General features: G+C 74.5%; 31 protein-coding genes. 22 read left to right on the top strand and 9 right to left on the bottom strand.

What is annotated here, in order from left to right:
* Window positions 1–93 precede the first annotated feature (93 nt).
* Genes fdxA through RHODO2019_RS12390 form a run of 3 tightly spaced genes read left to right on the top strand, consistent with a single transcriptional unit; the run spans window position 94 to window position 2689 of the window.
* Window positions 94–420 carry a ferredoxin gene (gene fdxA, locus RHODO2019_RS12400; protein WP_265382087.1) on the top strand — a complete coding sequence of 109 codons (327 nt, stop codon included), beginning with the start codon at window positions 94–96 and terminating at the stop codon, window positions 418–420.
* Window positions 420–1520, top strand: coding sequence for a succinyldiaminopimelate transaminase (gene dapC / locus RHODO2019_RS12395; RefSeq protein WP_265382086.1), 1101 nt, complete (start codon window positions 420–422; stop codon window positions 1518–1520). The genes fdxA and dapC overlap by 1 nt, the downstream gene beginning before the upstream one ends.
* Window positions 1517–2689: an MFS transporter gene (locus RHODO2019_RS12390; RefSeq protein ID WP_265382085.1), complete on the top strand. Its 1173-nt coding sequence runs from the start codon at window positions 1517–1519 to the stop codon at window positions 2687–2689. The genes dapC and RHODO2019_RS12390 overlap by 4 nt, the downstream gene beginning before the upstream one ends.
* Window positions 2690–2695: 6 nt before the next feature.
* Here the strand turns inward: RHODO2019_RS12390 and RHODO2019_RS12385 are convergent, their stop codons facing one another.
* Complete coding sequence (locus RHODO2019_RS12385) at window positions 2696–4159, bottom strand: MFS transporter (protein ID WP_265382084.1); 1464 nt, start codon at window positions 4157–4159, stop codon at window positions 2696–2698.
* A 60-nt stretch (window positions 4160–4219) separates the two neighbouring features.
* On the opposite strand from RHODO2019_RS12385, the gene RHODO2019_RS12380 reads away from it, so the two are divergent.
* Window positions 4220–4648 carry a PPOX class F420-dependent oxidoreductase gene (locus RHODO2019_RS12380; protein ID WP_265382083.1) on the top strand — a complete coding sequence of 143 codons (429 nt, stop codon included), beginning with the start codon at window positions 4220–4222 and terminating at the stop codon, window positions 4646–4648.
* A gap of 46 nt (window positions 4649–4694) precedes the next feature.
* Window positions 4695–5324 (top strand): alpha-ketoglutarate-dependent dioxygenase AlkB, encoded by a 630-nt coding sequence (locus RHODO2019_RS12375; RefSeq protein ID WP_265382082.1) that lies wholly within the window; start codon window positions 4695–4697, stop codon window positions 5322–5324.
* Between the two features lie 4 nt (window positions 5325–5328).
* Here the strand turns inward: RHODO2019_RS12375 and dapD are convergent, their stop codons facing one another.
* Complete coding sequence (dapD, locus tag RHODO2019_RS12370) at window positions 5329–6273, bottom strand: 2,3,4,5-tetrahydropyridine-2,6-dicarboxylate N-succinyltransferase (protein WP_265382081.1); 945 nt, start codon at window positions 6271–6273, stop codon at window positions 5329–5331.
* A 35-nt stretch (window positions 6274–6308) separates the two neighbouring features.
* On the opposite strand from dapD, the gene dapE reads away from it, so the two are divergent.
* From dapE to RHODO2019_RS12330, 8 genes are all read left to right on the top strand, one after another.
* Window positions 6309–7382, top strand: coding sequence for a succinyl-diaminopimelate desuccinylase (dapE, locus tag RHODO2019_RS12365; protein WP_265382080.1), 1074 nt, complete (start codon window positions 6309–6311; stop codon window positions 7380–7382).
* 136 nt (window positions 7383–7518) lie between these two features.
* On the top strand, window positions 7519–8268 hold the full coding sequence (locus RHODO2019_RS12360) for an LOG family protein (protein WP_265382079.1): 750 nt from the start codon (window positions 7519–7521) through the stop codon (window positions 8266–8268).
* Window positions 8265–8807 (top strand): LOG family protein, encoded by a 543-nt coding sequence (locus RHODO2019_RS12355; RefSeq protein WP_265382078.1) that lies wholly within the window; start codon window positions 8265–8267, stop codon window positions 8805–8807. The genes RHODO2019_RS12360 and RHODO2019_RS12355 overlap by 4 nt, the downstream gene beginning before the upstream one ends.
* Window positions 8808–8811: 4 nt before the next feature.
* On the top strand, window positions 8812–9720 hold the full coding sequence (locus tag RHODO2019_RS12350; RefSeq protein WP_265382077.1) for a glucosyl-3-phosphoglycerate synthase: 909 nt from the start codon (window positions 8812–8814) through the stop codon (window positions 9718–9720).
* A 43-nt stretch (window positions 9721–9763) separates the two neighbouring features.
* The gene (locus RHODO2019_RS12345; RefSeq protein WP_265382076.1) at window positions 9764–10105 is read left to right on the top strand and encodes a DivIVA domain-containing protein; all 342 of its coding nucleotides are present in this window, start codon (window positions 9764–9766) and stop codon (window positions 10103–10105) included.
* Window positions 10105–10551, top strand: coding sequence for an SRPBCC family protein (locus RHODO2019_RS12340; protein WP_265382075.1), 447 nt, complete (start codon window positions 10105–10107; stop codon window positions 10549–10551). The genes RHODO2019_RS12345 and RHODO2019_RS12340 overlap by 1 nt, the downstream gene beginning before the upstream one ends.
* On the top strand, window positions 10548–11117 hold the full coding sequence (locus RHODO2019_RS12335) for a DNA-3-methyladenine glycosylase I (protein ID WP_265382074.1): 570 nt from the start codon (window positions 10548–10550) through the stop codon (window positions 11115–11117). Before RHODO2019_RS12340 ends, RHODO2019_RS12335 begins: the two co-directional genes overlap by 4 nt.
* Window positions 11118–11275: 158 nt before the next feature.
* Window positions 11276–11443 (top strand): DUF3117 domain-containing protein, encoded by a 168-nt coding sequence (locus RHODO2019_RS12330; protein ID WP_127782270.1) that lies wholly within the window; start codon window positions 11276–11278, stop codon window positions 11441–11443.
* A 31-nt stretch (window positions 11444–11474) separates the two neighbouring features.
* On the opposite strand, the gene RHODO2019_RS12325 is transcribed toward RHODO2019_RS12330, so the two are convergent.
* Window positions 11475–12539 (bottom strand): LysR family transcriptional regulator, encoded by a 1065-nt coding sequence (locus tag RHODO2019_RS12325; RefSeq protein WP_265382073.1) that lies wholly within the window; start codon window positions 12537–12539, stop codon window positions 11475–11477.
* Between the two features lie 92 nt (window positions 12540–12631).
* Here RHODO2019_RS12325 and RHODO2019_RS12320 point away from each other — a divergent pair, with 92 nt between their 5' ends.
* Together RHODO2019_RS12320 and RHODO2019_RS12315 are read left to right on the top strand one after the other, a co-directional pair.
* Complete coding sequence (locus RHODO2019_RS12320; RefSeq protein WP_265382072.1) at window positions 12632–13849, top strand: MFS transporter; 1218 nt, start codon at window positions 12632–12634, stop codon at window positions 13847–13849.
* A 32-nt stretch (window positions 13850–13881) separates the two neighbouring features.
* Window positions 13882–14727 (top strand): putative RNA methyltransferase, encoded by an 846-nt coding sequence (locus RHODO2019_RS12315; RefSeq protein WP_265382071.1) that lies wholly within the window; start codon window positions 13882–13884, stop codon window positions 14725–14727.
* 235 nt (window positions 14728–14962) lie between these two features.
* Here RHODO2019_RS12315 and glgA read toward each other — a convergent pair whose 3' ends face one another.
* On the bottom strand, window positions 14963–16117 hold the full coding sequence (gene glgA, locus RHODO2019_RS12310; protein ID WP_265382070.1) for a glycogen synthase: 1155 nt from the start codon (window positions 16115–16117) through the stop codon (window positions 14963–14965).
* A 65-nt stretch (window positions 16118–16182) separates the two neighbouring features.
* Between glgA and glgC the strand changes: the two genes are divergently transcribed.
* Window positions 16183–17400: a glucose-1-phosphate adenylyltransferase gene (gene glgC / locus RHODO2019_RS12305; protein WP_265382069.1), complete on the top strand. Its 1218-nt coding sequence runs from the start codon at window positions 16183–16185 to the stop codon at window positions 17398–17400.
* Between the two features lies 1 nt (window position 17401).
* Here the strand turns inward: glgC and RHODO2019_RS12300 are convergent, their stop codons facing one another.
* On the bottom strand, window positions 17402–18064 hold the full coding sequence (locus RHODO2019_RS12300) for an O-methyltransferase (protein WP_265382068.1): 663 nt from the start codon (window positions 18062–18064) through the stop codon (window positions 17402–17404).
* Window positions 18065–18321: 257 nt separating this feature from the next.
* Here RHODO2019_RS12300 and sigE point away from each other — a divergent pair, with 257 nt between their 5' ends.
* The 4 genes from sigE to tatB are packed head-to-tail and all read left to right on the top strand — an operon-like array spanning window position 18322 to window position 21805.
* Complete coding sequence (gene sigE / locus RHODO2019_RS12295; RefSeq protein WP_265382067.1) at window positions 18322–18993, top strand: RNA polymerase sigma factor SigE; 672 nt, start codon at window positions 18322–18324, stop codon at window positions 18991–18993.
* Window positions 18994–19046: 53 nt separating this feature from the next.
* Window positions 19047–19793, top strand: a complete 747-nt coding sequence (locus RHODO2019_RS19225; RefSeq protein WP_290428871.1) for an anti-sigma factor family protein — start codon at window positions 19047–19049, stop codon at window positions 19791–19793.
* A gap of 55 nt (window positions 19794–19848) precedes the next feature.
* The gene (locus RHODO2019_RS12285; RefSeq protein WP_265382066.1) at window positions 19849–21315 is read left to right on the top strand and encodes a S1C family serine protease; all 1467 of its coding nucleotides are present in this window, start codon (window positions 19849–19851) and stop codon (window positions 21313–21315) included.
* Between the two features lie 55 nt (window positions 21316–21370).
* Entirely contained in the window at window positions 21371–21805 is a 435-nt protein-coding gene (tatB, locus tag RHODO2019_RS12280) for a Sec-independent protein translocase protein TatB (protein ID WP_265382065.1), read from the top strand.
* A gap of 27 nt (window positions 21806–21832) precedes the next feature.
* Here the strand turns inward: tatB and RHODO2019_RS12275 are convergent, their stop codons facing one another.
* Window positions 21833–22981, bottom strand: coding sequence for an Mrp/NBP35 family ATP-binding protein (locus tag RHODO2019_RS12275; protein WP_265382064.1), 1149 nt, complete (start codon window positions 22979–22981; stop codon window positions 21833–21835).
* Between the two features lie 62 nt (window positions 22982–23043).
* Here RHODO2019_RS12275 and RHODO2019_RS12270 point away from each other — a divergent pair, with 62 nt between their 5' ends.
* Window positions 23044–23511 carry a MarR family winged helix-turn-helix transcriptional regulator gene (locus RHODO2019_RS12270; RefSeq protein WP_265382063.1) on the top strand — a complete coding sequence of 156 codons (468 nt, stop codon included), beginning with the start codon at window positions 23044–23046 and terminating at the stop codon, window positions 23509–23511.
* A 4-nt stretch (window positions 23512–23515) separates the two neighbouring features.
* Here the strand turns inward: RHODO2019_RS12270 and RHODO2019_RS12265 are convergent, their stop codons facing one another.
* Genes RHODO2019_RS12265 through RHODO2019_RS12255 form a run of 3 tightly spaced genes read right to left on the bottom strand, consistent with a single transcriptional unit; the run spans window position 23516 to window position 25692 of the window.
* On the bottom strand, window positions 23516–24019 hold the full coding sequence (locus tag RHODO2019_RS12265) for a DUF1003 domain-containing protein (protein WP_265382062.1): 504 nt from the start codon (window positions 24017–24019) through the stop codon (window positions 23516–23518).
* The gene (locus RHODO2019_RS12260) at window positions 24012–25286 is read right to left on the bottom strand and encodes a magnesium transporter MgtE N-terminal domain-containing protein (protein ID WP_265382061.1); all 1275 of its coding nucleotides are present in this window, start codon (window positions 25284–25286) and stop codon (window positions 24012–24014) included. Before RHODO2019_RS12260 ends, RHODO2019_RS12265 begins: the two co-directional genes overlap by 8 nt.
* A 37-nt stretch (window positions 25287–25323) precedes the next feature.
* Entirely contained in the window at window positions 25324–25692 is a 369-nt protein-coding gene (locus RHODO2019_RS12255; protein ID WP_265382060.1) for a hypothetical protein, read from the bottom strand.
* Between the two features lie 164 nt (window positions 25693–25856).
* On the opposite strand from RHODO2019_RS12255, the gene RHODO2019_RS12250 reads away from it, so the two are divergent.
* Window positions 25857–26408 carry a Dps family protein gene (locus RHODO2019_RS12250; RefSeq protein ID WP_265382059.1) on the top strand — a complete coding sequence of 184 codons (552 nt, stop codon included), beginning with the start codon at window positions 25857–25859 and terminating at the stop codon, window positions 26406–26408.
* Window positions 26409–26571 lie beyond the last annotated feature (163 nt).

Here is a 26571-nt window from a genome sequence, read left to right as displayed (position 1 = left end):
CGCGGGTGTGGAACGGGGCCGGGACGGGCAGGATGGGTCCGCCCCGCCCCCTCAGCAGAACCGCAACAGAACGCAACAGAACCAGGAGCCCCCGTGACCTACACGATCGCCGAGCCGTGCGTGGACCTCCTCGACAAGGCGTGCATCGAGGAGTGCCCGGTGGACTGCATCTACGAGGGTGGGCGGATGCTCTACATCCACCCCGACGAGTGCGTCGACTGCGGCGCCTGCGAGCCGGTCTGTCCCGTCGAGGCCATCTACTACGAGGACGACGTGCCGGAGCAGTGGAGCGGCTACACCAAGGCCAACGCCGACTTCTTCGTCGAGCTCGGCTCCCCGGGCGGGGCGGCCAAGGTCGGCAAGACGGACTTCGACCCCGAGCCGATCAAGAGCCTGCCCCCGCAGGGCGAAGGCGAGTAGTGCCGGGCCGCACCCGGCTCCAGCTCCCGGACTTCCCGTGGGACTCCCTGGCCGGTGCCGCCGCCGCCGCCCGCGCGCACCCCGGTGGGCTGGTCGACCTGTCGGTCGGCACGCCGGTCGACGACGTGGCCCCGGTGCTGCAGGAGGCGCTGGCCTCGACCGCCGCCGGGCCCGGCTACCCCACCACGTGGGGCACCGCGGCGCTGCGCGAGGCCGCCGTCGCCGCGCTGGACCGCCGCCACGGCGTGGGTGCGCTGGACCCGGACGCGGTGCTGCCGACCATCGGCTCCAAGGAGCTGGTCGCCTGGCTGCCCACCCTGCTGGGGCTCGGCCCCGCGGACACCGTCGTGGTGCCCGCGCTGGCCTACCCCACCTACGAGGTGGGCGCCCGGATCGCCGGCTGCCGGGTGGTCCGGGCAGACGGGCTCACCGCCCTCGGGCCGGCTCGCGCGGCGATGGTCTACGTCAACTCGCCGTCCAACCCGACGGGTCAGGTGCTGGGCGTCGAGCACCTGCGCAAGGTGGTCGACTGGGCGCGGCTGCGGGACGCCGTGGTGGTCTCCGACGAGTGCTACCTCGGGCTGGCCTGGGACGCCGAGCCGGTGTCGGTGCTCGACCCCCGCGTGCACGGTGGCGACCTCACCGGCCTGCTGGCGGTGCACTCGCTGTCCAAGACGTCCAGCCTGGCGGGCTACCGCGCCGGGTTCGTGACCGGGGACCCCGCGCTCGTCGCCGAGCTGCTCGAGGTGCGCAAGCACGCCGGGATGATCGTGCCCCGGCCGGTGCAGTCGGCCATGACCGCGGCCCTGACCGACGACGAGCACGCCGCCGCGCAGCGCGGACGCTACGCCGCCCGCCGGGCGGCCCTGCTGCCCGCGGTACGGGCCGCGGGGTTCCGCGTGGACCACTCCGAGGCAGGTCTCTACCTGTGGGCCACCCGCGGGGAGCCCGGCCGGGACACGGTCGACTGGTTCTCCCAGCGCGGCATCCTGGTGGCCCCGGGTGAGTTCTACGGTCCCGGCGGGGCACGGCACGTCCGCATCGCGCTGACGGCCACCGACGAGCGGATCTCCGCAGCGGTCGACCGGCTCACCCCGTGACGCAGGTGGCGGCCCGGCCCGACGTGCGGCCCGCGGTGGTGCTCGCCGGGGTCCTGCTCATCTCGCTCAACCTGCGCGCCGGGCTCGCCGCGTACCCGGCGGTGCTCGAGCAGGTGCGCACCGAGCTCGGCATCTCCTCGGGTGTCGCCGGGCTCGTGCAGTCCACCGCGCTGGTGGCCATGGGCATCGGCTCGTTCGTCGCCGTCCGGCTGTCGGCGCGGTACGGCCGCGAGCGGGCGATGACCGGCGCCGTCGCGGTCCTGCTGGCCGGCAGCCTTCTGCGCTACGTCCCCTCGCTGACGGCGCTGGTGGTCGGCAGCCTCGGGGTGGGCACCGGGATCGGCCTGGCCGGGGTGTTCCTGTCGGGGCTGGTCAAGGAGCACCTGGCGCAGCGGGCCGGGCTCGTCACCGGGCTCTACGTGGTGAGCATGCTCCTCGGGTCGACGATCGCCAGCTCGGCCGTGGTGCCGCTCTCGGGCGCGCTCGGCGGGCCCTCGCACGCCCTGGCCACCCTCGCGGTGCCCGCCGCGGTGGCGCTGGCGGGGTGGCTGCTCGTGGCCGCCCGGACGATGCCGCCGCCGGAGCGCACCGCGACCGCCCTGCCGTGGCGCTCGCCGCTGGCCCGGGTCTTCGCCGCCTACATGGTGCTGAGCTCCATGCAGTTCTACGGCTGGCTGACCTGGCTCGCGCCGTACTACCAGGACCGCGGGCTCAGCACGTCCCGGGCCGCGCTCCTGCTGAGCCTGCTGAGCCTCGCCCAGATCCCGGCGGCCCTCGTGTTCCCGGCCCTGGCCGAGCGGCACCACCGCTGGCTGGCCTGGGCGCTGGTGGCCGTGGGCATGTCGCTGGTGGGGGCCGTCGGCATCCTGGTGCTGCCGGACGGGGTGCTCGGACCGTGGCCGTGGGTGGTGCTGGTCGCGATGGGGGTGGGCGCGGGCTTCCCCATGGCGCTGACCCTGGTGTCCTGGAAGAGCCGCAGCCCCGCCGAGGCGTCCGGGGTGACGGCGGTGGGGCTCGGGGTGGGTTACCTGGGGGCCGCGGTCGCACCGCTGCTCATGGGGGTGCTGCACGACCTGACGGGCAGCTTCACCGCTCCGCTGCTCGTGCTCCTGGTCGCCGCCGTCGTCATGGGGCTCACGGCCCGGCGGTTCTCCCTCGTCCAGCCCTGAGCCGGCTCAGCCCGTGGGCCTGCGGCGGACCGAGCGCAGCGCCAGCCCCAGCGCAGCCAGGGAGAACCCGACGGCCACCAGCAGGCTCGACGCGTACGCCCGGCCGTACCCGGCGTCCCCCTGCCCACCGCCCGTCGCCACCACGCCGGCCGCCCCCGCGTAGAACACCGCGCTGATGACGGCCGTGCCGAGGGAGGAGCCCACCCGCTGCGCCGTCTGCAGCGTTCCGCCCGCGGTGGACCCGCCGACGGAGTCCACCTCCGACAGCGAGAGCGTCTGGTTCGGGGTGATGACGCTGCCCCCACCGAGCCCGGCCACCAGCAGCGGACCGGTCAGCAGGAGCGCGAGCCGGTCGTCGGGCACCTCCCCGGCCAGGACGAGCACCACCGCGACGGCCCCGGCCACGCCCACCACGAACAGCCCGAGCGCCCCCACGAGCAGCCGCCCGCCGAACCGGTTGACCAGCCGCCCGCCCACCAGGGCCGAGACGGCCGAGCCCACGGCGAAGCTCGAGGCGGTGAGCCCGGAGCGCAGCGCGGAGAACCCGAGGCCCTCCTGCAGGAACAGCGAGAGCACCAGGGGCGTGCCGGTGAAGGCCGCGAAGTACAGCAGCGCCACGCCGAGGCCGTCGGCGTAGGAGCGGATGCGGAACAGCCCGAGGTCGATGAGGGGGTAGCCGCTGCGGGCGGCCGGGCCCCGCTCCCAGAGCACGAAGGCGGCCAGCACCGCGGCGGCGGGCAGCAGCAGGAACGCCAGGCGCGGATCGCGGCTGGAGTCGTACTGCACCGCGGGGAACAGCAGGGCGAGCACGCCGAGCGCCAGCAGCCCGGCGCCGGTGAGGTCCAGCGGTCGCCGGATCGTGGTGGTGCGCACCGGGTCGCCCGGCAGCCAGGCCCGGCACAGCACGAACGAGGCGACCCCCACCGGCACGTTGACCAGGAAGGTCAGCCGCCACCCCAGGTCCGCGCCGCCCAGGCCGATGATCGCCCCGCCCAGCACCGGGCCGGTCGCGGTCGCGACCCCGACCGCGCCGCCGAGCACCCCGAAGGCGCGGCCGCGCTCCTGGCGCGGGAACAGCTGCTGGATGAGCCCGGACACCTGGGGGTTTATCAGCCCGCCGGAGATGCCCTGCAGCACCCGTCCGGCGATGAGCACCCCCGGTGTCGGTGCCAGCCCCACCACGAGGCTCGTCAGCACGAAGCCCGCGATGCCCAGCAGGAGCATGAACCGGCGCCCGCGGTCGTCGCCCAGGCGGCCGGCGATGATCGGCACCATCCCGAAGGCCAGGGCGTAGCCGCTGACCACCCACTGGACCTCGGAGACGCCGGCGCCGAGGCCGTCCCGGATCGACGGCAGCGCGACGTTGACGATGCTGAGGTCGAGCAGCGTCATGAACAGCGCGGTGATGGCGACCCCCAGGGCCCGCCAGCGCCGGGGGTCGAGGACGCCGTCGGTCCCGGCGTCGGCCACCGGTCCATCTTTCGCCGTGTCGCGCCGGGGTGCCCCCGCGGGGTCGCTACCGTCGCAGCCATGGCCCTGGACCCCGTCCTGCTGAAGCTCGTCGGTGCTCGCTCCCTCGGGGTGCTCGTCACCCTCAAGCGCGACGGGCGCGCGCAGCTGTCGAACATCGTGCACGGCTGGGACGCCGACACCGCGACCGTCTCGATCTCGGTCACCGACAGCCGGGCGAAGACCCGCAACCTGCGCCGTGACCCCCGGGTGAGCCTCCACGTCTCCACCCCGGACGGCTCCTCCTACGCCGTGGCCGAGGGTGTCGCGCGGCTGACCGCGGTGGCCGCCGACCCGCACGACCACGCGGTGGAGTCGCTCGTCGCGCTGTACCGGTCCGTGCAGGGCGAGCACCCGAGCTGGGACGAGTTCCGCACCGCGATGGTGGCCGAGCGCCGCCTCGTCGTCAGCTTCCCGGTCGAGCACGTCTACGGCTGGGCCCAGGGCTGAGCCGTGCGCCCGGGTGGGTCGAACGCGTGTTCGATACCCTGAGGACATGACGACGGGGTTCCAGGGATCGCTGCTGGACGGGCTCGAGGGCGAGGGTCCGGGCGCGCTGGGCTCGAGCGTGGTGCGGACCGAGCTCGCCCACGGGGCGTGGCTGGATCTGCGGCGCGGCTGGGTCTCCGGGGCGGACGCCCTGTTCGAGCGGCTGCGCGAGGTGGTGCCGTGGCGGGCCGAGCGCCGCGAGATGTACGACCGGGTCGTCGACGTCCCGCGGCTGCTGTCCTTCTACGACGAGGGGGACCCGTCGCCGGACCCGGTGCTCGCCGACGTGCACCGAGCCCTGGACGAGCACTACGAGCCCGAGCTCGGCGAGCCCTTCCGGACGGTCGGGATGTGCCTCTACCGCGACGGGCGCGACAGCGTGGCCTGGCACGGGGACACCGTCGGCCGCGGCAGCACGCACGACACGGCGGTGGCCATCCTGTCGCTGGGGGCTCCGCGGGCCCTGCTGCTGAGGCCGCGCGGCGGGGGGGCGGTGCTGCGCCACGAGCTCGGCCACGGGGACCTGGTCGTGATGGGCGGCAGCTGCCAGCGCACCTGGGAGCACGCCGTCCCCAAGACCGCCCGTCCGGTGGGGCCTCGGATCAGCGTCCAGCACCGGCTGCGCGGGGTGCGCTAGCCGGTCAGTCGTTCGCGTGCAGGGCCTCGTTGAGGGCGACGCCGCTGCCGGTGCGCGCCAGCACCTCGACCGCGCCGGTGGTGGAGCTGCGGCGCAGCAGCAGGCCGTTCTGGCCGGACAGCTCGCGCGCCTTCACCACGGAGCCGTCCGGGCCGGTCACCTTGGTGCCCGCGGTGACGTAGAGCCCGGCCTCGACCACGCAGTCGTCGCCCAGGGAGATGCCGGTGCCGGAGTTCGCGCCCAGCAGGCAGCGCTTCCCGATGCTGATCGTCTGGGTGCCGCCACCGGAGAGCGTGCCCATGATGGACGCGCCGCCGCCCACGTCGGAGCCGTCGTCGACCACGACGCCCGCGGAGATGCGCCCCTCCACCATCGACGTGCCGAGGGTGCCGGCGTTGAAGTTGACGAAGCCCTCGTGCATGACCGTGGTCCCGGCGGCCAGGTGCGCGCCCATCCGCACCCGGGAGGCATCGGCGATGCGCACACCGGCCGGCACCACGTAGTCGACCATGCGGGGGAACTTGTCCACCCCGTGCACGGTGAGCGGGCCCCGGGCGAGCAGCCTTGCGCGGGTGAGCTCGAAGCCCTCCACCGCGCAGGGTCCGGCACTGGTCCACACCACGTTGGTGAGCAGCCCGAACACCCCGTCCATGCTCAGCCCGTGCGGGACCACCAGCCGGTGGGAGAGCAGGTGCAGGCGCAGCCACACGTCGTGCACGTCCACCGGGGCGTCGGCCAGGTCGGTGATCTCGGTGCGCACGGCCACCCGCCGCACCCCGCGGGCGTCGTCGGACCCGACCAGGGCGGCCAGCTCGGCCGGCGGCTGGCCGAGCTCGGTGGTACCGGTGGAGGCCTCGTCGGTGAGGGCGGGGGATGGGAACCACACGTCCAGGACGGTCCCGTCGGCGGTGACGGTGGCGATCCCGGTGGCGCTCGCTCCTGTGCTCATGGTCGTCGAACCTACCGGCGCTAGCCTCGACGACCATGAAGCCCCTCGACCTCACCGCCGACGTGGTCAGCCTGACCGCCGCCCTCGTGGACGCACCGAGCGTCTCCGGCGACGAGGAGGTGCTCGCCGACGCCGTGGAGGCAGCGCTGCGCGCCCAGGCCCCGGCCCTCGAGGTGGTGCGCAGCGGGAACGCGGTGCTGGCGCGGACGAACCTGGGCCGGCCCACCCGGGTGCTGCTGGCCGGGCACCTGGACACGGTGCCCATCGCGGACAACGTGCCCAGCCGCCGCGAGGGCCCGCTGCTGCACGGCTGCGGCACCGTGGACATGAAGTCCACCGACGCGGTGTTCCTGCACCTGGCCGCGAGCGTCGCCGATCCCGTGCACGACGTGACGCTGGTGTTCTACGACTGCGAGGAGGTCGAGGCCACCCGCAACGGGCTGGGCCGCATCGAGCGCGAGCTCCCCGACTGGCTGGCGGCGGATCTCGCGGTGCTCGGCGAACCCACCGACGGCCTGGTCGAGGCGGGTTGCCAGGGCACGATGCGGGTGCGGGTCACCACCTCCGGCGTGCGGGCGCACTCGGCGCGCAGCTGGTTGGGGCGCAACGCGATCCACGGTGCGGGCGCGGTGCTGCGGGTGCTCGAGGACTACCTCCCGCGGGACGTGGTCATCGACGGGTGCACCTACCGGGAGGGCCTCAACGCCGTGAAGATCGTCGGCGGGGTGGCCGGCAACGTGGTCCCGGACGTGTGCGAGGTGGACGTGAACTTCCGCTTCGCCCCGGACCGCAGCGCGGCCCAGGCGGAGGCGCACGTGCGGGAGGTGCTCGCGGGCCTCGACGCGGACGTGGTGCTCACCGACATGTCACCGGGGGCGCTGCCGGGCCTGGGATCGGCTGCGGCGCAGGGCTTCGTGACGGCAGCCGGCGGGACGGTGCGGGCCAAGTACGGGTGGACCGACGTGTCCCGGTTCTCGGCGCTGGGCATCCCCGCGCTGAACTACGGCCCCGGGGACCCGAACCTGGCGCACACGCGCGACGAGCACGTCGTCGTCGCGAAGATCGTCGAGTGCGAGGCCGTGCTGCGCCGCTACCTCACGACCCCTTAGCGCCAAGTGCGGGCTCTTGGCTGTCATTCCGGGGTGGATGACGACCACAAGCCCGCACTTGGCGGTGGTGGAGGGGGGTCAGCTCGCGGCGCGGCCGGCCAGCCTGACCCCGACCGGCCCGGATACCCTGCGCGCCATGGACGACCAGCCCCAGGAGACCGCCCGCCACCGGGGACCGGTGGTGCTGCGCGGCGCCCGCATGCACGAGGACACCACCACCGACCAGCGCCTGCTCGACAGCCGCGGCCCCACCGACTGGGTGCACACCGACCCCTGGCGCGTGCTGCGCATCCAGAGCGAGTTCGTCGAGGGCTTCGGTGCGCTGGCCGAGCTGCCCCCCGCCGTCACCGTCTTCGGCTCCGCCCGCACGGCCGTCGAGCACCCGGACTACGCCGCGGGCCGGGAGATCGGCGCTGCCCTGGTCCGGGCCGGGTTCGCCGTCATCACCGGCGGGGGACCGGGCGCGATGGAGGCGGCCAACCGGGGGGCCAAGGAGGCCGGTGGGCTGTCGGTCGGGCTCGGCATCGAGCTGCCCTTCGAGCAGGGCCTCAACCCCTACGTCGACCTGGGCATCAACTTCCGCTACTTCTTCGCCCGCAAGACGATGTTCGTGAAGTACAGCCGCGCGTTCGTCTGCCTGCCCGGGGGCTTCGGCACCCTGGACGAGCTGTTCGAGGCGCTGACCCTGGTGCAGACCCGCAAGGTCACCAGCTTCCCCATCGTGCTGTTCGGCACCGCCTACTGGCAGGGCCTGCTCGACTGGCTCCGCTCGACGATGCTGGCGCAGGGCAAGCTGGGCGAGGCGGACCTGGCCCTGCTGCACTGCACCGACGACGTGGACGAGGCCGTCGACCTCGTCCAGCGCTCGCAGCTGGACGTGCCGTGAGCCACCGCGTGTGCGTCTACTGCGCGTCGGGACCGGTTGCGGGACAGCATCTCGCGCTCGCCGGCGAGGTCGGCGCCGGAATCGCCGCCCGGGGCTGGGGCCTGGTCTCCGGCGGCGGGCACGTGTCCATGATGGGCGCCGTGGCCGAGGCCACCCGGGCCGGTGGCGGGCACACCACCGGTGTGATCCCCCAGGCGCTGGTGGACCGGGAGGTGGCCGACACCGCGGCCGACGAGCTGGTGGTCACCGCCACCATGCGCGAGCGCAAGGCCGTGATGGACCAGCGCTCCGACGCCTTCCTGACCCTGCCGGGCGGTCTCGGCACCCTCGAGGAGCTGTTCGAGACGTGGACCGCCGGCTACCTCGGGATCCACGCCAAGCCGGTGGTGCTGCTGGACCCCGACGGGCACTACGACGGGCTGCTGGCGTGGCTGGAGGGTCTGCGCGGCACCGGGTTCGCCTCCGACCGCGGGCTCGACCACCTCGTGCTCACCCGGGACGTGGGGTCCGCGCTGGACGCCTGTGCACCCCGGGCCTGAGCCGGTGGACCAGGCCTGGTTCGACACCCACACCTGGCAGGAGCCGGCCTGGACCGTGGCGGAGCTCGTCGCGGCCAAGGCCGGGCGCACCGTGAGCGTGGTGCTGCCCGCCCTCGACGAGCAGGAGACCGTGGCCGGGGTGGTGAGCGCCGTGCTGCCCCTGCTCGGCACCGTCGTGGACGAGCTGGTGGTGCTGGACTCCGGCTCCACCGACGCCACCCGGGAGCGCGCGGCGGAGGCGGGGGCCCGGGTCCTCACCCGCGAGCAGGCCCTGCCCGGGCTCGCCCCCGTGCCCGGCAAGGGTGAGGTGCTGTGGCGCTCGCTGGCCGCCACCACCGGTGACGTGCTCGTGTTCCTCGACTCCGACCTGGTGGAGGTGGAGGCGGCGTTCGTCACCGCTCTGCTCGGGCCGCTGCTCACGGTGCCGGGTACCGCCCTGGTCAAGGGCTTCTACCGGCGCCCGCTGCGGGTCGAGGGCGAGCAGAGCGAGACCGGGGGCGGACGCGTCACCGAGCTGGTGGCCCGTCCGCTGCTGGCCGCCCTGCGCCCGGAGCTCGCCGGGGTGGTGCAGCCGCTGGGCGGGGAGTACGCCGCCACGCGGGCGCTGCTCGAGTCGGTGCCCTTCGCCCCCGGCTACGGCGTGGAGATCGGGCTGCTGCTGGACACGCACGCCCGCCTGGGGCTCCAGGCGATCGCCCAGGTGAACCTCGGTGTGCGCAAGCACCGCAACCGCTCGCTGCTGCAGCTGGGGGTGATGAGCCGGCAGATCCTCGGTACCGCCCTGCGCCGCTGCGGAGTGCCCGACGACGGCGGCCCGCTGACCCAGTTCCACCCGTCCGGCTCGGCGTGGGCGCCGGTGGTGCACGAGGTGGCGCTGGACGACCGTCCGGCTATGCGCACCGTGGGCCGGTGAGTGGTGCCGGTGGTGGTGGGGCGCTCGTGGGAGCATCGGCCCCGTGACCACGCTCCTCGTCTACGTCGTCGTCCTGGTCGTCGTGGGTGGCCTGCTGTTCATGCTCGTCTCGCTGGTGTTCGGCCGCGGCGAGGAGATGGCGCCGCTGCCCGCCGGCACGACGGCCACCGTGCTGCCCGAGCGCGACGTGCGCGGCGTCGACGTCCGCGAGCTCAAGTTCCAGCAGGTGGTCCGCGGGTACAAGGCCAGCGAGGTCGACTGGGCCCTGGACCGCCTCGCCGGCGAGATCGACGAGCTCCGCAGCCGCCTCGAACCCGAACCCGAACCCGAACCCGCACCCGTGCCCGCCACCCCGCACCCCGACCACGAGGACGAGAACCCCTGATGCCGACACTCGAGCTCCGCCAGGCCGTTGCCGCCCCCGCCCAGGTGCTGTGGGACGCCGTCGTCGACTGGCCCGCGCAGGGCGAGTGGATGCTCGGCACCCACGTGCGGGTGTCGCGCGGCGACGGCGAGTCCGTCGGCTCCGAGCTCGCCGCCTACAGCGGGGTCCGCCCGCTGGGCTTCCTCGACACGATGACCATCACCGAGTGGGACCCGCCGCGACGCTGCGTGGTCCGCCACACCGGGCGCGTCGTCCGGGGTGACGGCATCTTCGAGGTGCTGCCCGACGGACCGCGCGCGGCCACCTTCGTCTGGCGCGAGGAGCTCGAGCTGCCGCTGGGGGCGCTGGGCCGGCTCGGGTGGCCGCTGGCCAAGCCACCCTTCGCCCTGGGGGTCCGCTACTCGCTGCGCAAGCTCGCCCGGTACTGCGAGGCGCGCGCGGCGTGAGCGGTGCCCTCACCGGCGACGACGGGCGGTCCCGGTGCCCCTGGGGCGACGGTCCACCGATCTACCGCGCGTACCACGACACCGAGTGGGGCGTGGTGCTGCACGGCCGGGACGCCCTGTTCGAGCGGCTCTGCCTCGAGGCCTTCCAGGCCGGGCTGTCGTGGATCACGGTGCTGCGCAAGCGGGAGGGTTTCCGGGCCGCCTTCGCCGGGTTCGAGGTGGAGGCGGTGGCGGCGTTCGGACCCGCCGACGTGCAGCGGCTGATGGCCGACGCCGGCATCGTCCGCAACGCCGCCAAGATCGACGCCGCGATCGGCAACGCCCGGGTGGTGGCCGACCTCGAGGACCTCGACGCCCTGCTCTGGTCGTTCGCCCCGACGGGCCCACGGCGCCGCCCCGCCACCACCGACGACGTCCCGGCGATCACGGTCGAGTCGACGGCCATGGCCACGGACCTCAAGCGGCGAGGGTTCCGGTTCGTGGGACCGACCACCGCGCACGCCCTCATGCAGGCCACGGGCATGGTCGACGACCACCTCGCGGGGTGCTGGCGCGCAGGCCGCTGAACCCACCGGGGGCACCTCGGTTCCGCGGGGGCCCTCCCATGGGGAACAATGGTCCCCAACGGTGACGGTCCGACGCTCCCAGCGGTGTCGGGGCGTCGCTGTCGACAGAGGTGGCCGATCAGGACCCGGCCAGCACACTTGTGGAGGGAGAGCACACGATGGCGGCCATGAAGCCCCGGACCGGAGACGGTCCCCTCGAGGCGACCAAGGAGGGCCGCGGCATCGTCATGCGCGTCCCGCTCGAGGGTGGCGGCCGTCTGGTCGTCGAGCTCACCCCGGACGAGGCGTCCGCCCTCGGCGACGAGCTCAAGGGCGTGACCAGCTAGCTCCAGCAGGATCCACGCAGGGCCCCGGCGGTCAGTTCCCCCGCCGGGGCCCTGCGTCGCGCCCTGACCCAGTGTCGCGCCCTGACCCAGTGTCGCGCCCTGACCCAGTGTCGCGCCCTGACCCAGTGTCGTGCCCTGACCCTGCGTCGTGCCCTGACCCCGCGTCCTGCGGGGGGAGCAGCCGGCCGGAGAAGGCCACGGCCACCGCGCGGAAGGCCGAGACCACTGCGCTGGACGCCCGGCCGGTGGACGTGACCAGCGCGATCTCCCGGTGCGCGGGCGGGTCCAGCGGCACCTGGACCACCCCGACCGCCCCCGGTTCCGCCGGCAGGACGGCCACCCCGAGGCCCACCGAGGCAAGCCCCCGCAGCGTGCTGGCGTCCTGCCCCTCGAAGGCCACCTCGGGGGTGATGCCCGCCTGCGCCCACAGACCGTCGGTGATGGTCCGCATGCCGTAGCGCGCCTGGAGCACCACCCACGGCTCGTCGCCCACCTCGGACAGCCGCAGCCGTGCCGCGCCCGCGAGCCGGTGCCCGTGCGGCAGCGTCAGCACCAGCGGCTGGGTGTCCAGGACGTCCACGGCCAGTCCTGTCCGGTCGGCGGGGGCCGGTGAGGTGAGCACCAGGTCCACCTCGCCGCGGCGCAGGGCGGCGAGCATCGTGGCGTGCGCGTCCTGGTGGAGCTCGACCCGCACCCCGGGGTGGTGCCGCAGGAAGTCCTCGAGCAGCCTCGGCACCACGTCCGGGCCCATGGTGTGCAGGAAGGCGAACCGCAGCCGCCCGTGCTGCAGACCGGCCTGCTCCCGGCCGGCGCGGACCGCGCGGGTGAGCACCGCGAGCGCCTCCGCCGCGGCCTCTGCGACGTGCGCGCCCGCGGGGGTCGGGTGCACCCCGTGCCCGGTGCGCACCACGAGCGGGAACCCGAGCCCGGCCTCCCAGCGGGCGAGCGAGCGGCTCAGGGTGGGCTGGGCGAGACCGAGCGAGGCGGCCGCCCGGGTGACGTGCTCCGCGCCCACCAGCGCCACGAGCTGGGCCAGTGCGGGCACCAGCTGCGCGACGGCGCTGTCGGCCTCGTCACCGGCGTCCGGTGCGCGCATGACGGGCGACGTGCGCTCATGCTCCACAAGCATGAAGACTGCCACTGTTCGACATTGGACGCATGAACAGGGCGGTGCGAGAGTTGGGTCTCGTGAGCACAGCCGCCGGCGCGCAGACCGTGACCAGCCTGCCCCCGGCTGTCGAGGTGGGGGGCCGGGACTTCCGCCGCGTCAGCACGGCCCTCTTCGCGGCGGGGATGGCCACGTTCAGCCTGCTCTACGCCACGCAGGCGCTGCTGCCGCAGCTCGTCGAGGCCTTCACGATCACGCCGTCGCAGGCCAGCCTCACCGTCAGCGTGGGTACAGGCGCCCTGGCCCTGGCCGTCCTGCCGCTGGCGTCGCTCTCGGAATCCTTCGGGCGCCGGCGGACCATGGTCACCTCGCTCGTCGTCGCCTCCGCCGTCGGGCTGCTGCTCCCGCTGTCGCCGAGCTTCACGGTGCTGCTGGTGCTGCGCGCCGTCCAGGGCGCCGCGCTGGCCGGGCTGCCCGCCACGGCCATGGCCTACCTCGGCGAGGAGATGTCGGCCCGGGCCCTGGGCGGGGCGATGGGCCTCTACATCGCGGGCAACAGCCTGGGTGGGATGACCGGTCGGCTGCTCAGCGGGCTGGTGGCCGACCTCGCGGGCTGGCGGTTCGGGATGCTGGCCGACGCGTCGCTGGCGGTGGTCTGCACCGCGCTCATCGCGTGGCTGCTGCCGGTGTCGCGACGCTTCGTGGCCCAGCCGCTCGCGCTGGCACCCCTGCTGGGCGGGGTGCGTGCCGCGCTGGCCGATCCGGCGCTGCGGGCGATGTACGCCGTGGCGGCGCTGTTAATGGGCTGCTTCGTCGGCGTCTACAACTTCCTGGGCTTCCGGCTCATCGCCGCCCCGTTCTCGGTGGCACCCGCGCTGGTGGCCCTGGTCTTCGTGGCCTACGCGGTCGGCTCGTTCAGCTCCCCGGCGGCCGGTCGGCTCACCGGTCGGTGGGGTCGACCGGCCGTCCTGGGGGCGTCGATCGCAGTGGTGGCGCTCGGCCTCGCGCTCGTGGCGACCAGCACCCTGTGGCTCGTGCTGCCAGGGCTGGTGCTGCTCACCGGGGGCTTCTTCGCGGCGCACTCCACGGCCAGCGGCTGGGTGGCGGCCCGGGCGGGCGGGCGGGCCCGGGCGCAGGCCTCGGGGCTCTACCTGCTGGCCTACTACGGCGGGTCCAGCACCGGTGGCTGGCTCGCGGGCCCGGCGTTCACCGCAGCGGGCTGGACCGGGCTGACGGTCCTGGTGGGCGCCTTCCTCGCGCTGGCCCTGCTGGCCACGACGTGGGCCGCCCGGGTGTGACGGCAGAATGGAGCCGTGCTGAGTGACCGCCCGTGCTGAGTGATGTCGTCGACCGGCTGGCGTGCCCGCACTGCGGCTCCGCGCTGGAGCTCGAGGGCAGCGAGCTCGGCTGCGAGCGCGGGCACGGCTTCGACGTCGCGCGCCAGGGTTACGTCAGCCTGCTCCCCGGCTCAGGGCAGGCCGCCTCGGGCGACTCCGCCGAGATGGTGGCCGCCCGGCAGCTCTTCCTCGACGCCGGGCACTACGACGCCCTGGTGGGGGCGGTGGCGGCCGAGGTGGTCCGCACGCGTGAGCGGGGTCCGGTGGAGTGCGTGCTGGACGTGGGGGCCGGCACGGGGCACTACCTGGCCGCCGGGCTCGACGCGGCCCCCGGGGCGGTCGGCATCGCCGTCGACGCCTCGAAGCCGGCGGCCCGCCGCGCCGCGGGTGCACACCCCCGGATCGGCTCGGTGCTGGCGGACGTCTGGCAGCAGCTGCCGGTGCGCGAGGGGAGCGTGGACGTGGCGCTGACCGTCTTCGCCCCGCGCGGGCCGTCCGAGCTGCGCCGGGTGCTGACCCCGCACGGCGCGCTCGTGGTGCTCACGCCCACGCCGCGGCACCTGGGTGAGCTCGTGGACACCTTGGGCCTGCTGCGGGTGGACGAGCGCAAGCCCGAGCGCCTCGCCGACGCCATGGCCGGGACCTTCGTGCGCGGTCGGCACGGCGTTGTGGAGCAGACCATGCAGCTGCGTCACGCGGACGTCGCCGCGCTCGTGGGCATGGGGCCCTCGGCGTGGCACCTCAGCACGGCCGCGCGTGCGGACCAGGTGGCGGCCCTGCCGGAGGTGGTGGCGGTGACGATCTCGGTCCAGGTGTCGGTGTACCACCCGGCGCCCTGACCACCCGGCGCCGCGCCCGGCCCTCGGCGCGTTGTGCGCGCACGACGTCGTTCCGCGGCGGTTCTTGGCGCGTTGTGCGCGCACAACGCGCCAAAGCTGACGCCAAAGCACGCGCCAAAGCACGCGCCAAAGCTGGCGCCAAAGCACTCGCCAAAGCTGGCGCCAAAGCACCCGCCAAAGCCGGCGCCGCACCCCGCGGAAAGTGCGCGAGACGCGCTCCGGCCCCTCCCAGGGCTCAGCCGAGCGCGGCCCGGTACACGTCCATCGTCCGACCCGCGACCTGCTCCCAGCTGAACTCGACCACGGCCCGCTCGCGCCCGGCCGCGCCCATGGCCGCCGCCCGCGCCGGGTCGGCCAGCACCTCGTTGACCGCGGCCGCGATCCCGGACTCGAAGGCCCCGGCGTCCTCGGGGGAGTAGTGCACGAGCAGGCCCGTGCGGCCGTGGTCCACCACCTCGGGGATGCCGCCCACGTCGGAGGCCACCACGGCCGTGCCGCAGGCCATCGCCTCCAGGTTCACGATCCCCAGCGGCTCGTAGACCGACGGGCACACGAACACCGTGGCGGCACCGAGCAGCTCGCGGACGTCGGCCACCGGCAGCATCTCCCGGACCCAGAACACGCCCTCGCGCGCGGCCTGCAGGTCGGCCACCGCCCGGGCGGTCTCCTGCTCCAGCTCCGGGGTGTCCGGTGCTCCCGCGCAGAGCACGAGCTGGGCGTCGGGGTGGAACCCGTGCGCCGCGGCCACGAGGTGGCCCACGCCCTTCTGCCGGGTGATCCGCCCGACGAACACCACCACCGGCCGCTCGGGGTCCACGCCGATCCGGCGGAGCACGTCGGTGGAGGTGGTCGGGTGGTAGAGCGCGGTGTCGATGCCGTTGCGCACCACGTGCAGCCGCGCCGGGTCCAGGTCGGGGTAGCAGGCGAGCACGTCGGTGGCCATGCCCTCGCTGACGGCGATGACGGCGCTGGCACCCTCCACGGCGGTCTTCTCCACCCACGAGCTGACCCGGTACCCGCCGCCGAGCTGCTCGGCCTTCCACGGCCGCCGCGGCTCCAGCGAGTGCGCGGTCAGCACGTGCGGGACCCCGTGCAGCAGGCCCGCGAGGTGCCCGGCCATCCCGGTGTACCAGGTGTGGCTGTGCACCAGGTCGACCCCGGCGACCCCCTGGACCATGGAGAGGTCCGACGAGAGCGTGGTCAGCGCGGGGTTCGCCCCGGCCAGCGCGGGGTCCACCCCGTGCACGGTCGCGTCGGTGCGCGGACCGCCCGTGCAGTGCACGTCCACCTCGCACAGGGCCCGCAGCCGGGGCACCAGCTCGGCCACGTGCACACCCGCTCCGCCGTAGACCTCCGGGGGCCACTCCCGCGTCACCATCGCAACTCGCACGGCTCGGAACCTAGCGCGTGATCCTCCTGTGGCCCAGGACACGCGGATGCCGATAGGTTCGCAGGGTGAGGAACCAGCCGCACGTGCTCGGGATCGTGCTCGCCGGCGGGGAGGGCAAGCGCCTGTACCCGCTGACGGCGGACCGGGCCAAGCCCGCCGTTCCCTTCGGCGGGGCCTACCGCCTCATCGACTTCGTCCTGAGCAACCTCGTCAACGCCGGCTACATGCGGATCTGCGTGCTGACCCAGTACAAGTCGCACTCGCTGGACCGGCACATCTCCCAGACGTGGCGGATGTCGGGGCTGACCGGGGAGTACATCACCCCGGTCCCGGCGCAGCAGCGTCTCGGCCCGCGCTGGTACACCGGCTCCGCCGACGCGATCTTCCAGTCGCTCAACCTGATCCACGACGAGCGTCCTGACGTCGTCGTCGTCTTCGGGGCCGACCACGTCTACCGGATGGACCCGCGGCAGATGGTGGCCGAGCACGTCGCCTCCGGGGCGGGGGTCACCGTCGCCGGCATCCGCGTCCCCCGCAGCGAGGCCCACGCCTTCGGCTGCATCGACGCCGACGCGGACGGCAAGATCACCCGCTTCCTCGAGAAGCCGAAGGACCCGCCCCACACCGCGGACGACCCGGACGTCACGTTCGCCTCGATGGGCAACTACGTGTTCTCCACCGACGCCCTGCTCGAGGCGATCCGGGCCGACTCGGAGGTGGGCGACTCCGCGCACGACATGGGCGGCGACATCATCCCGGCGCTCGTGGCCGCGGGGCAGGCCCACGTCTACGACTTCGCCGACAACGTGGTCCCCGGCGCGACGGCGCGCGACAGCGGGTACTGGCGCGACGTTGGGACCCTCGACGCCTTCTACGACGCCCACATGGACCTCGTGTCGGTGCACCCGGTGTTCAACCTCTACAACCAGCTCTGGCCCATCCGAAGCAGCTTCGAGATGCTGCCGCCGGCCAAGTTCGTGCAGGGGGGGCTCGCGCAGGACTCGATGGTCGGGGAGGGCTGCATCATCTCCGCGGCCACCGTGCGGCACTCCGTGCTGAGCTCGGACGTCGTCGTCGAGGACGGGGCGACGGTGGAGGGCAGCGTGCTCATGCCCGGCGTGCGCGTGGGCAAGGGTGCGGTGGTCCGCCGGGCGATCCTGGACAAGAACGTCGTCATCGGACCCGGCGAGATCATCGGTGTGGACCACGAGCGCGACCGGCAGCGCTACACCCTGAGCCCCGGAGGGGTGGTCGCCGTCGGCAAGGGTGTGCGCGTCGGCTGAGTCAGGCGTCGGCCAGGCGGGTGGCCACCAGCAGGCCCTCGCCCAGCGGCAGCAGCGCGGGCACCCACTGCTCGTCCTCGGCGACCACCCGGGCGGCCTCCCGCAGCGCCACGGTCGCTGCGTCGCGCTGGGCCGGGTCCGCCACCCGACCGCCGGCCAGCGCCCCGTGCAGCACCACGACGCCCCCGGGGCGCAGCAGGCGCACGGCCTCGGCCAGGTACCGCGGGTGGTCGGTGGCCCCGGCGTCGACCACCACGAGGTCGTAGCCGGAGTCGGTCAGCCGGGGCAGCACCTCGAGGGCGCGGCCGTTGATGAGCCGGAAGCGCCCCGGCCCCACCCCGGCCTCGAGGAAGGCCTGCCGGGCGCTGCGCTGGTGCTCGGGCTCGGTGTCGATGGTGGTCAGCACTCCGTCGGCCCGCATCCCCCTGAGCAGCCACACCCCGCTGACCCCGGCCCCGGTGCCGATCTCCACCACCGTGCGCGCGCCCAGGACCCGGGTCAGGAAGGTGAGCGCAGCGCCCACGGCGGGGCTGACCGCGACCACCCCCAGGTCGACGGAGCGCTCGCGCGCGGCCCGCAGCACGTCGTCCTCCGCGGCCGAGCTCTCCACGTGCTCGAGGACGGTCTCGGCGGTGGAGGACGGCGTGCTCGGGGAGGGGCTCACGCGCGGAGGTTAGCCCGGGCTGCGGTGCGCCCCGGCCAGGCGCGCGGTGGTGCACGTCTCGTGCCCGGCTGGGCGGTTCTCAGGCGATCCTCAGGTCGTTCTCACCCCGCGCACACCCTGGTCGGTCACGATCTGCACCAACGACGCCAGGGACCCCGGGGGTCGCACGCGGAACACCCGGTCCCGAGCGGTCGTTGCAACCAGCACCGAGGTCCGCACGGTCCGAGGTCACCACCCAGGAGGTCCGCACCAGCCCGATGAGCACCGCCGTCGAACGCCACCCCGTCGCTCCGTCCGAGCACGCGGCCGTCCCGCCGCCCGCCGGGTCCCGGACGCCGGTGCCGGACGAGGTGCAGGAGCTCAGCGGGACCGCGGTGTTCGACGCGACCGGGGCGGACTGGGCCATGCCCACCTGGGACGAGGTCGTGCGCCAGCACGCCGATCGCACCTACCGCCTGGCCTACCGGCTCTCGGGCAACGCCCAGGACGCCGAGGACCTCACGCAGGAGACCTTCATCCGCGTCTTCCGGTCGCTCTCGAGCTACCAGCCGGGCACGTTCGAGGGCTGGATGCACCGCATCACGACCAACCTGTTCCTCGACATGGTGCGCCGGCGCAACCGGGTCAGGATGGACCCGCTGCCCGAGGACTACGACAGGGTGCCCGGCGACGAGCCGAGCCCCGAGCAGGCCTTCACCGCGACCAACCTCGACCCGGACCTGCAGGAGGCGCTCGACTCCCTGGCGCCGGAGTTCCGCGCGGCCGTGGTGCTCTGCGACGTGGAGGGCTTGTCCTACGAGGAGATCGGGGCGACCCTGGGGGTGAAGCTCGGCACCGTGCGCAGCCGCATCCACCGCGGCCGCCAGGCGCTCCGGGCCTCCCTGGAGAGCAAGGGCAAGATGGACTCCAGCGCCGTGGCCGCCGGCTGAGCCGGTCGGGGCACCGACGAGGACGACCGACCAGGACCGACAGGAGGCACGGGGTGCACCCCGACGGACAGCACGGAGACCGCGAGCCGCGGCCGTCGTCCTGGACCTCGCGCGCCCTCGGTGCGGGCGGGCGGGCCCTGGGTACGGCGGGCCACGCCCTGAGCAGCGCGGAGCAGCGGGGCTCCTCGCACCTGGGCTCGGCCCACCTCGGGACGGAGGCGCTCGTCGCCTACGTCGACGGTGAGCTCGGCATGGGGGCGCACCAGCGCGCCGCCGCGCACCTCGCGCTGTGCACCGAGTGCACCGGGGACGTGCAGGCCCAGCTGCAGGCCAGGTCCGCGGTCCGTGCGGCCGTGACGCCGTGCACCCCCGCCGGACTCCTCGGGGCGCTGCGGCAGATCCCCGACGTGCAGCCGCCCCCCGTGCGCCACCCCGGCGCCACCGTGCGCGGCGCCGTGGTGCTGGACGCCGACGGGGCCTGGGTGTCGGTGCTGCGGCCCGAGCGCTTCGGGGCCACCGCGCCGGCGGCGCCCGGGAGTCCCGCCCAGCGTCGCGGGGGCTTCCCCCTGGTGGTGCTCACCGTCTCCGCGCTCGCCGTGGGCGTGCTGGTGGCCGCACCGTCGGCCACCGAGGCGCCCGTGGCCGGCACCGGCGCCGCCCCCGTGCACACCGCGAGGCTGCCGGGGCTCACCCCGCCGACCACCGCCACGGTCGTCGTGGGTGTCTCGAGCCCCCCGCAGACGGCGACTTCACCGGCCGCAGGGCAGGCTGTTCCCGCCGGCGCACGCGCGCAGGTCTGACCGCGGACGCCGCTGCGGCGCCAGCGACACCGACGAGGGGCCCGGACCGCACACGATGAGCGACCGTTCCTCGGACGCCGCGCCCCGGCTGACGCCCCGGCCCGTGCACCGCCCTCCCGTGGACCCCGCGCACGCCGCCGTCTTCGGACGCCCCGGCGGGACCACGGGACCGTTCGGGCCGCGCCAGGCCCCGGACCCCCGGGTGCACCGTGCGCCGCCTCCGGACGCGGTCCTCGTCGAGGCGTTCGGCCGTCCGGCCGGTGCCACCGAGCCGCTGCAGCGCGATCCCCGGTCCACCACACCCGCACCACCGCTGCGCACGGCCGGCGACCCGTGGCGCGACCCCTCCGCGGCCGCCGTGCTCGGGGCACCCGCCCTCGCCGAGGACGTCACCGGCGCTCCGCCGGCACCCACCGAGCGCCTGGGCGTGCGGGAGGTCCTGCTCGGCGGCCGCGTCCGTCCGCGCGCGCTGGTCGTCCTCGGGGTGCTCGCGCTGGTGGTCGGTCTGCTCGGCGGCGTGGTGGTCCGCGAGGCCGACCGGGCGAGCCGGGCGCTGACCGATCCCTCGGTCACGCTGGCCCAGGTGCCGGCGGGGGCGACGGCGCCGACCGCCGCCGGGGTGGCCTCGGTGGCGGCGGCCGTGCTGCCCGCGGTGGTCTCCGTGGAGTCGCGCAGCGGCACCTCCGGCGGAACCGGTTCCGGGGTCGTCATCGACGGCAGCGGCTACATCGTCACCAACAACCACGTCATCTCCCAGGCGGCCAACGACCCGCAGGGCACGACCTTGTCGGTGGTCTTCTCCGACGGCACCCGAGCCGCCGCGCAGATCGTCGGCCGCGACACCAAGACCGACCTGGCGGTGCTCCGCGCCGCGGTCACCAACCCCACCGTCGCGCAGCTGGGCACCTCGGCCGACCTCGCCGTGGGCGACCAGGTGATCGCGGTGGGTTCCCCGCTGGGGCTGGCGGGCACGGTCACCACCGGCATCATCAGCGCCGTGCAGCGCCCGGTGCGGCTCTCCGGCGACGGCACGGACACCAACGCCGTGATCGACGCCGTGCAGACCGACGCCGCCATCAACCCGGGCAACTCCGGTGGCCCGCTGGTGGACCTGCAGGGCCGGGTGGTGGCCATCAACACCGCCATCCGGACCTCGGGCGCGGCCTCCGGCGGCTCCATCGGCCTGGGGTTCGCCATCCCCGTCGACGAGGTGGCCCTGGTGGCGCAGGAGCTCATCCGCACGGGCCAGGTCAAGCACCCCGACCTGGGGGTCAACGCCCGCTCGGTCAGCGACGGCACGGTGGTGGGGGCGGAGGTGGCCAACGTGCAGGACGGCAGCGCCGCCGCGAGGGCCGGCCTCGTCGAGGGTGACGTCATCACCAGGGTGGGCGACCGCACGGTCAAGACGGCCGACGAGCTGCAGGTGGCCGTCATGGCCGAGCGGATCGGGCAGACGGTGACCCTGCAGGTGGTGCGGGCCGGGCGCGCGGTCGCCGTCGAGGTGACGCTGCAGTCGGACTGACCCGGGCCCACCGCGCACCGGTGACGGTACGACGGTCGGCACGTACGCTCGGGACGTGTTCGGGAACATCGGCTGGGCCGAGATCGTGGTGCTGCTCTTCGCCGGGCTGTTCATCCTCGGCCCCGAGCGGCTGCCCGGTGCGGCCGCGTGGCTCGGAAAGACCGTCAAGCAGGTCCGCGAGTACGCCACGGGCGCCCGCCAGCAGCTCAAGGACGAGCTCGGTCCCGAGTTCGACGACCTCCGCAAGCCCCTGGCCGACCTGCAGCAGCTGCGCGGGCTGAACCCCAGGGCGGCGCTGACCAAGCACCTGTTCGACGGCGACGAGAGCTCCTTCTTCGGCGACGCACCGTCCACGGCCGGGTCCGTCTCCACGGCGGGGACCGCAGCGGCCAGGCCCGTTCTCACCAAGCCCGTCACGCTGGACCCGCGGACGGCGCCGAAGCCCCTGGCCCAGGGCGAGCGCCCCCCGTTCGACCCCGACGCGACCTGAGCGGATCCGGGCCAGGCCCGGCACGGGTCAGGAGCTGCGCACCGAGCTCACGCTGAGCGACATCCCGGCGAGGCCCCGGGCCCGGGTGGTGAGCCGGTCGGCCACCGCACGCAGGGCCACCGCGGCGGGGGAGCCGGGGTCGGCGAGCACGATCGGCACACCCGAGTCCCCGCCCTCGCGGACCGCCGTCTCCAGCGGCACCTGGCCCAGCAGGGGAACGTCCGCACCCACCGCCTTGGTCAGGCTGTCGGCCACCACCTGGCCGCCGCCGAAGCCGAAGATCTCCATCCGGGTGCCGTCGGGGAGCTCCATCCAGCTCATGTTCTCCACCACGCCGACGATGCGCTGGCGGGTCTGCAGGGCGATGGCCCCGGCGCGCTCGGCGACCTCGGCCGCGGCCTGCTGCGGGGTGGTGACGACCAGGATCTCCGCGCCCGGCACGAGCTGCGCGACGGAGATGGCGACGTCACCGGTGCCCGGCGGCAGGTCGAGCAGGAGCACGTCGAGGTCGCCCCAGAACACGTCGGCCAGGAACTGCTGCAGGGCACGGTGCAGCATCGGTCCGCGCCACACCACCGGGGCGTTGCCCGGGGTGAACTGGGCGATGGAGATGAGCTTCACCCCGTGCGCCTGCGGCGGCATGATCATGTTGTCCACCTGGGTGGGCCGGGCGTCGGTGCCCATCATCCGGGGCACGGAGTGGCCGTAGATGTCCGCGTCGAGCACCCCCACCGAGAGGCCCTTGGCGGCCATCGCGGCAGCCAGGTTCACCGTGACGCTGGACTTGCCCACCCCGCCCTTGCCGGAGGCCACCGCGTAGACACGGGTCAGCGAGCCGGGCTGGGCGAAGGGGATGACCGGTTCGGCGGCGTCCCCGCGCAGGCTCTTGCGGAGCTCGGTGCGCTGGACGTCGTCCATCACGTCCAGCACCACCCGCACGGCCCCCACCCCGGGCACGTCGGCCACCGCGGTGCTGACCCGCTGGGTGATCTCGGTGCGCATCGGGCACCCGGCCACCGTGAGCCAGATGGCGACGTCAACGCTGCCGTCGGGCTGCACGTCCACGCTCTTGACCATCTTCAGCTCGGTGATCGGCTTGCGGATCTCCGGGTCGTCCACCCGGGACAGGGCGGCGTGGATGGCGTCAGGACTGGGCAGCGTCGTCGGGGTGCTCACGGGCCCGATCGTAGGCGTGGTGGCGAACGCGGCCCGCCGGGCCCGGCCCCTAGGATCCTCAGATGCCCGCACGTCCTGCGACCGAGCGCCCCCGCCCCACCCCCGGGCAGGACGAGCTGCGGACGTGGCGGCGGTACCTGGTCGCCCACGCCCGCATCACCCGTGCCCTCGAGGCGGAGCTGCTCGCCACCGAGAACCTCTCCCTGGCCTCCTACGACGTGCTGGTCCAGCTGTCCGAGGCGCCGGGAGGCACGCTGCGGATGACCGAGCTGGCCGAGGCGGTGCTGCTCTCGCGCTCGGGGGTCACCCGTCTGGTGGAGCGGCTGGAGCAGGGCGGGCTGGTGCAGCGGCGGCCCGCCGCGGAGGACGGGCGCGGGGTGCAGGCCGTCATCACCCCCGACGGGCAGGAGCGGCTCCGGGTGGCGGCGCGCACGCACCTGGCCGGCGTCACCGAGCACTTCGTCGAGCCGCTCGGCCAGCAGGGCCTCGGGGAGCTCGACGCCGCGCTGGACCGGCTGCTGCGCCCGTAGCGCCTCAGCCGCGGTCGTGCTCGCGGTCGGCCGCCTCCATCCGCTGCTCGACGACCAGGCCGCGCAGCTCGTCGAGCTCGCGACGCAGGTAGTCGCGGGTGGCGACCTCGCCGATGGCGATCCGGAGGGCGGCGATCTCCCGGGCCAGGAACTCTGTGTCGGCCTTGGTCCGCTCCGCGCGCGAGCGGTCCTCCTCCAGGGACACGCGGTCCCGGTTCTCCTGCCGGTTCTGGGCCAGCAGGATCAGCGGTGCGGCGTAGGCGGCCTGGGTGGAGAAGGCCAGGTTGAGCAGGATGAACGGGTAGGGGTCCCAGCGCAGCGCCACCGCGAACACGTTGAGCAGGATCCAGATGATGACGATGAGGGTCTGGATGGCGAGGTAGCTGCCGGTGCCCAGGAACCGGGCGACCCGCTCGCTGTACTGCCCGACCACGTCCATGTTCAGCTGCGGCACCAGCCGCCGGGTCGAGCGCGGGGTGTCCAGGCGCTGACGGCCGCCCTCAGCCACGGGTGGTGCCCTCCTGCGACTCGGGTGCGCGCCAGTTCTCCGGCAGCAGGTGGTCGAGCACGTCGTCCACGGTGACGGCGCCGAGCAGGTGTCCCTGCTCGTCGACCACGGGTCCGCACACCAGGTTGTAGGTGGCGAAGTAGCGGGTGACCTCGCTCAGCGGGGCGTCCGGACCCAGCTTGGGCAGCCCGGCGTCCAGCACCCCGCCCACCAGCTCGGAGGGGGGCTCGCGCAGCAGCCGCTGCAGGTGCACGCAGCCGAGGTAACGGCCGCTGGGGGTGGCCGTGGGTGGGCGCACCACGAACACGAGGCTCGACAGGGCGGGGGTGAGGTCCGCGTTGCGCGCCCGGGCCAGCGCCTCGGCCACCGTGGCAGCGGGGGTCAGCACCACCGGCTGGGGCGTCATCATGCCGCCCGCGGTGTCGGGGGAGTGCTCCAGCAGCCGGCGCACCGGGGCGGAGTCCTCGGGGTCCATCAGCTCCAGCAGGGCCTCGGCCTCGGTGTCGGGGAGCTCGCCCAGCAGGTCGGCCGCGTCGTCGGGGTCCATGGCCTCGAGCACGTCCGCGGCGCGCTCGAGCTCCAGGTGCATGAGCAGGTCGGTCTGGTCGTCCTGGGGGAGCTCCTGCACCACGTCGGCCAGGCGCTCGTCGTCCAGCGCCTCGGCCACCTCGTGGCGGCGCTTGAGCGGCAGGTCGTGCAGGGCCTGCGCCACGTCGGCCGCGCGCATCCCCTCGAACTGGCTGATGAGGTGCGCGGTGCCCTGCCCGGGCAGGGCCATGTCGGTGGGCGTGAGGCCCTGCACGGCGTCCCACCCCACCACGGCCACCGCGCCGCGACGGCTGAGCCGGGCCCGGTGCGCGCGCACGGCCACCCGGCTCAGCACCCAGTCCCGGCTGCGGGTCACCTCGATCGCGACGTCGGTGACGGCGGCCGGCCCGGGGTGCTCCGCGTCGGTGACGGTGACCCGGGCGTCGAGCACCTGGGCCATCACGAGGACCTCCGTGGCCCGCTGGGTGAACCGGCGGAGGCTGACGTTGCCGGTGGTGAGGGTGACCGCCCCGGGCTCGATGGCGGTGACCCGGAGCATGGGCACGAAGATCCTGCGACGGGTGGCCAGCTCGACCACCAGGCCCAGCACCCGCGGCTGCTGCCGGAGCAGGCGCACGGTGAGCACCACGTCGCGCACCCGGCCCACGGACTCGCCGTCAGGTCCCAGCACCTGCAGCCCGGCCAGCCGGGACACGTAGACCCTGCTCGCTGCCGCCACGCGGGCGAGGGTAGCGGGAGGTGGTGGGAGGGCGGTCTCAGCCGTCGACCAGGGCCAGGGCGAGCACGGCGGTCCACCCCGGAGCCCCGTTGCGGCGGGCGGCGGCCAGCGCGGTCCGGGTGGCCTCGTCGGGGGTGGTGGCCACCGCGGTGGTGGTCACCGTGGCGAGCCGCGAGCGCGTGCCCGGCCGCGCCACCACGACGGTGACGGTGGCGCCGTCGACCAGGCCCGGCACCTCCTGCTCGGTGCCTCCGGTGGCGACCAGGAGAGAGCCGGCCAGGGGTCCGCGGGAGGGCCACAGCGCCCAGACCAGGCGGCTGGGGTGGTGCTCCGGCTGGACCCACACCGCCGCCGACTTGCGCAGGGCGGCGTCGAGCTGGGACCGCAGGGACCCGGGCGCGGTCACGAGCGACCTGCGGAACTCGCCAGCACGACGCCGCGCTGCGGCGGCCAGGGGGGCTGTCCGCACGGGCTGCTCATGCGGGCAGTCCACCAGGGTGGGGCCGCGGGGTCCAGCGTCGACGACCGTTCGTCCGGCACCACCGCGGAGATGGTCCTACCGTCGTGCCCATGGCTACCAACCCGAAGTACACCGTGCCCGGCATGACCCCGGAGCAGGGCGGCGAGGTCGCCGCGCTCCTGCAGGACCGGCTGCACGCCTACAACGACCTGCACCTCACGCTCAAGCACGCGCACTGGAACGTGGTGGGCCCCAACTTCATCTCGGTGCACGAGATGATCGACCCCCAGGTGGAGGCCGTGCGCGGCTTCGCCGATGCCGTCGCCGAGCGCATCGCGACGCTGGGCGGCTCCCCGAAGGGCACCCCGGGCTCCATCGTCGCCGAGCGCCAGTGGGAGGACTACTCCATCGGTCGCGACACCGTGATCGCCCACCTCGCCGCGCTGGACGTCGTCTACCAGGGCGTCATCTCGAGCGTGCGCGACGTCATCGCGAAGACGGGTGAGCTGGACCCGATCACCGAGGACATGCTCATCGGGCAGTCCGCCGAGCTGGAGCTGTTCCACTGGTTCGTCCGGGCCCACCTGGAGAACTCCGGTGGCGCGCTGAGCACCGGGGACGCGAAGAGCGAGAAGAAGGCGGCGGCCAGGGCCACCAGCTAGACCCTCCGCACCCCCCGACAGCGGGCTGCCCGCACCTATCGGTGCCGGCGGCCCGCTGTCCTCGTCGGTGGGTGCGGCGAGCGCCATCTCACAGCGCCGCCGCCGCCCGGAACGCCCATACTGCTCGGTAACCCAGTGCCGGGTGCTCCCTGCCCCGGCGTGC

The sequence above is a fragment of the Rhodococcus antarcticus genome (assembly GCF_026153295.1).
GTDB classification, from domain to species: Bacteria; Actinomycetota; Actinomycetes; order Mycobacteriales; family Mycobacteriaceae; genus Rhodococcus_D; species Rhodococcus_D antarcticus.
This window is presented reverse-complemented; position numbering and strand designations above follow the sequence as displayed.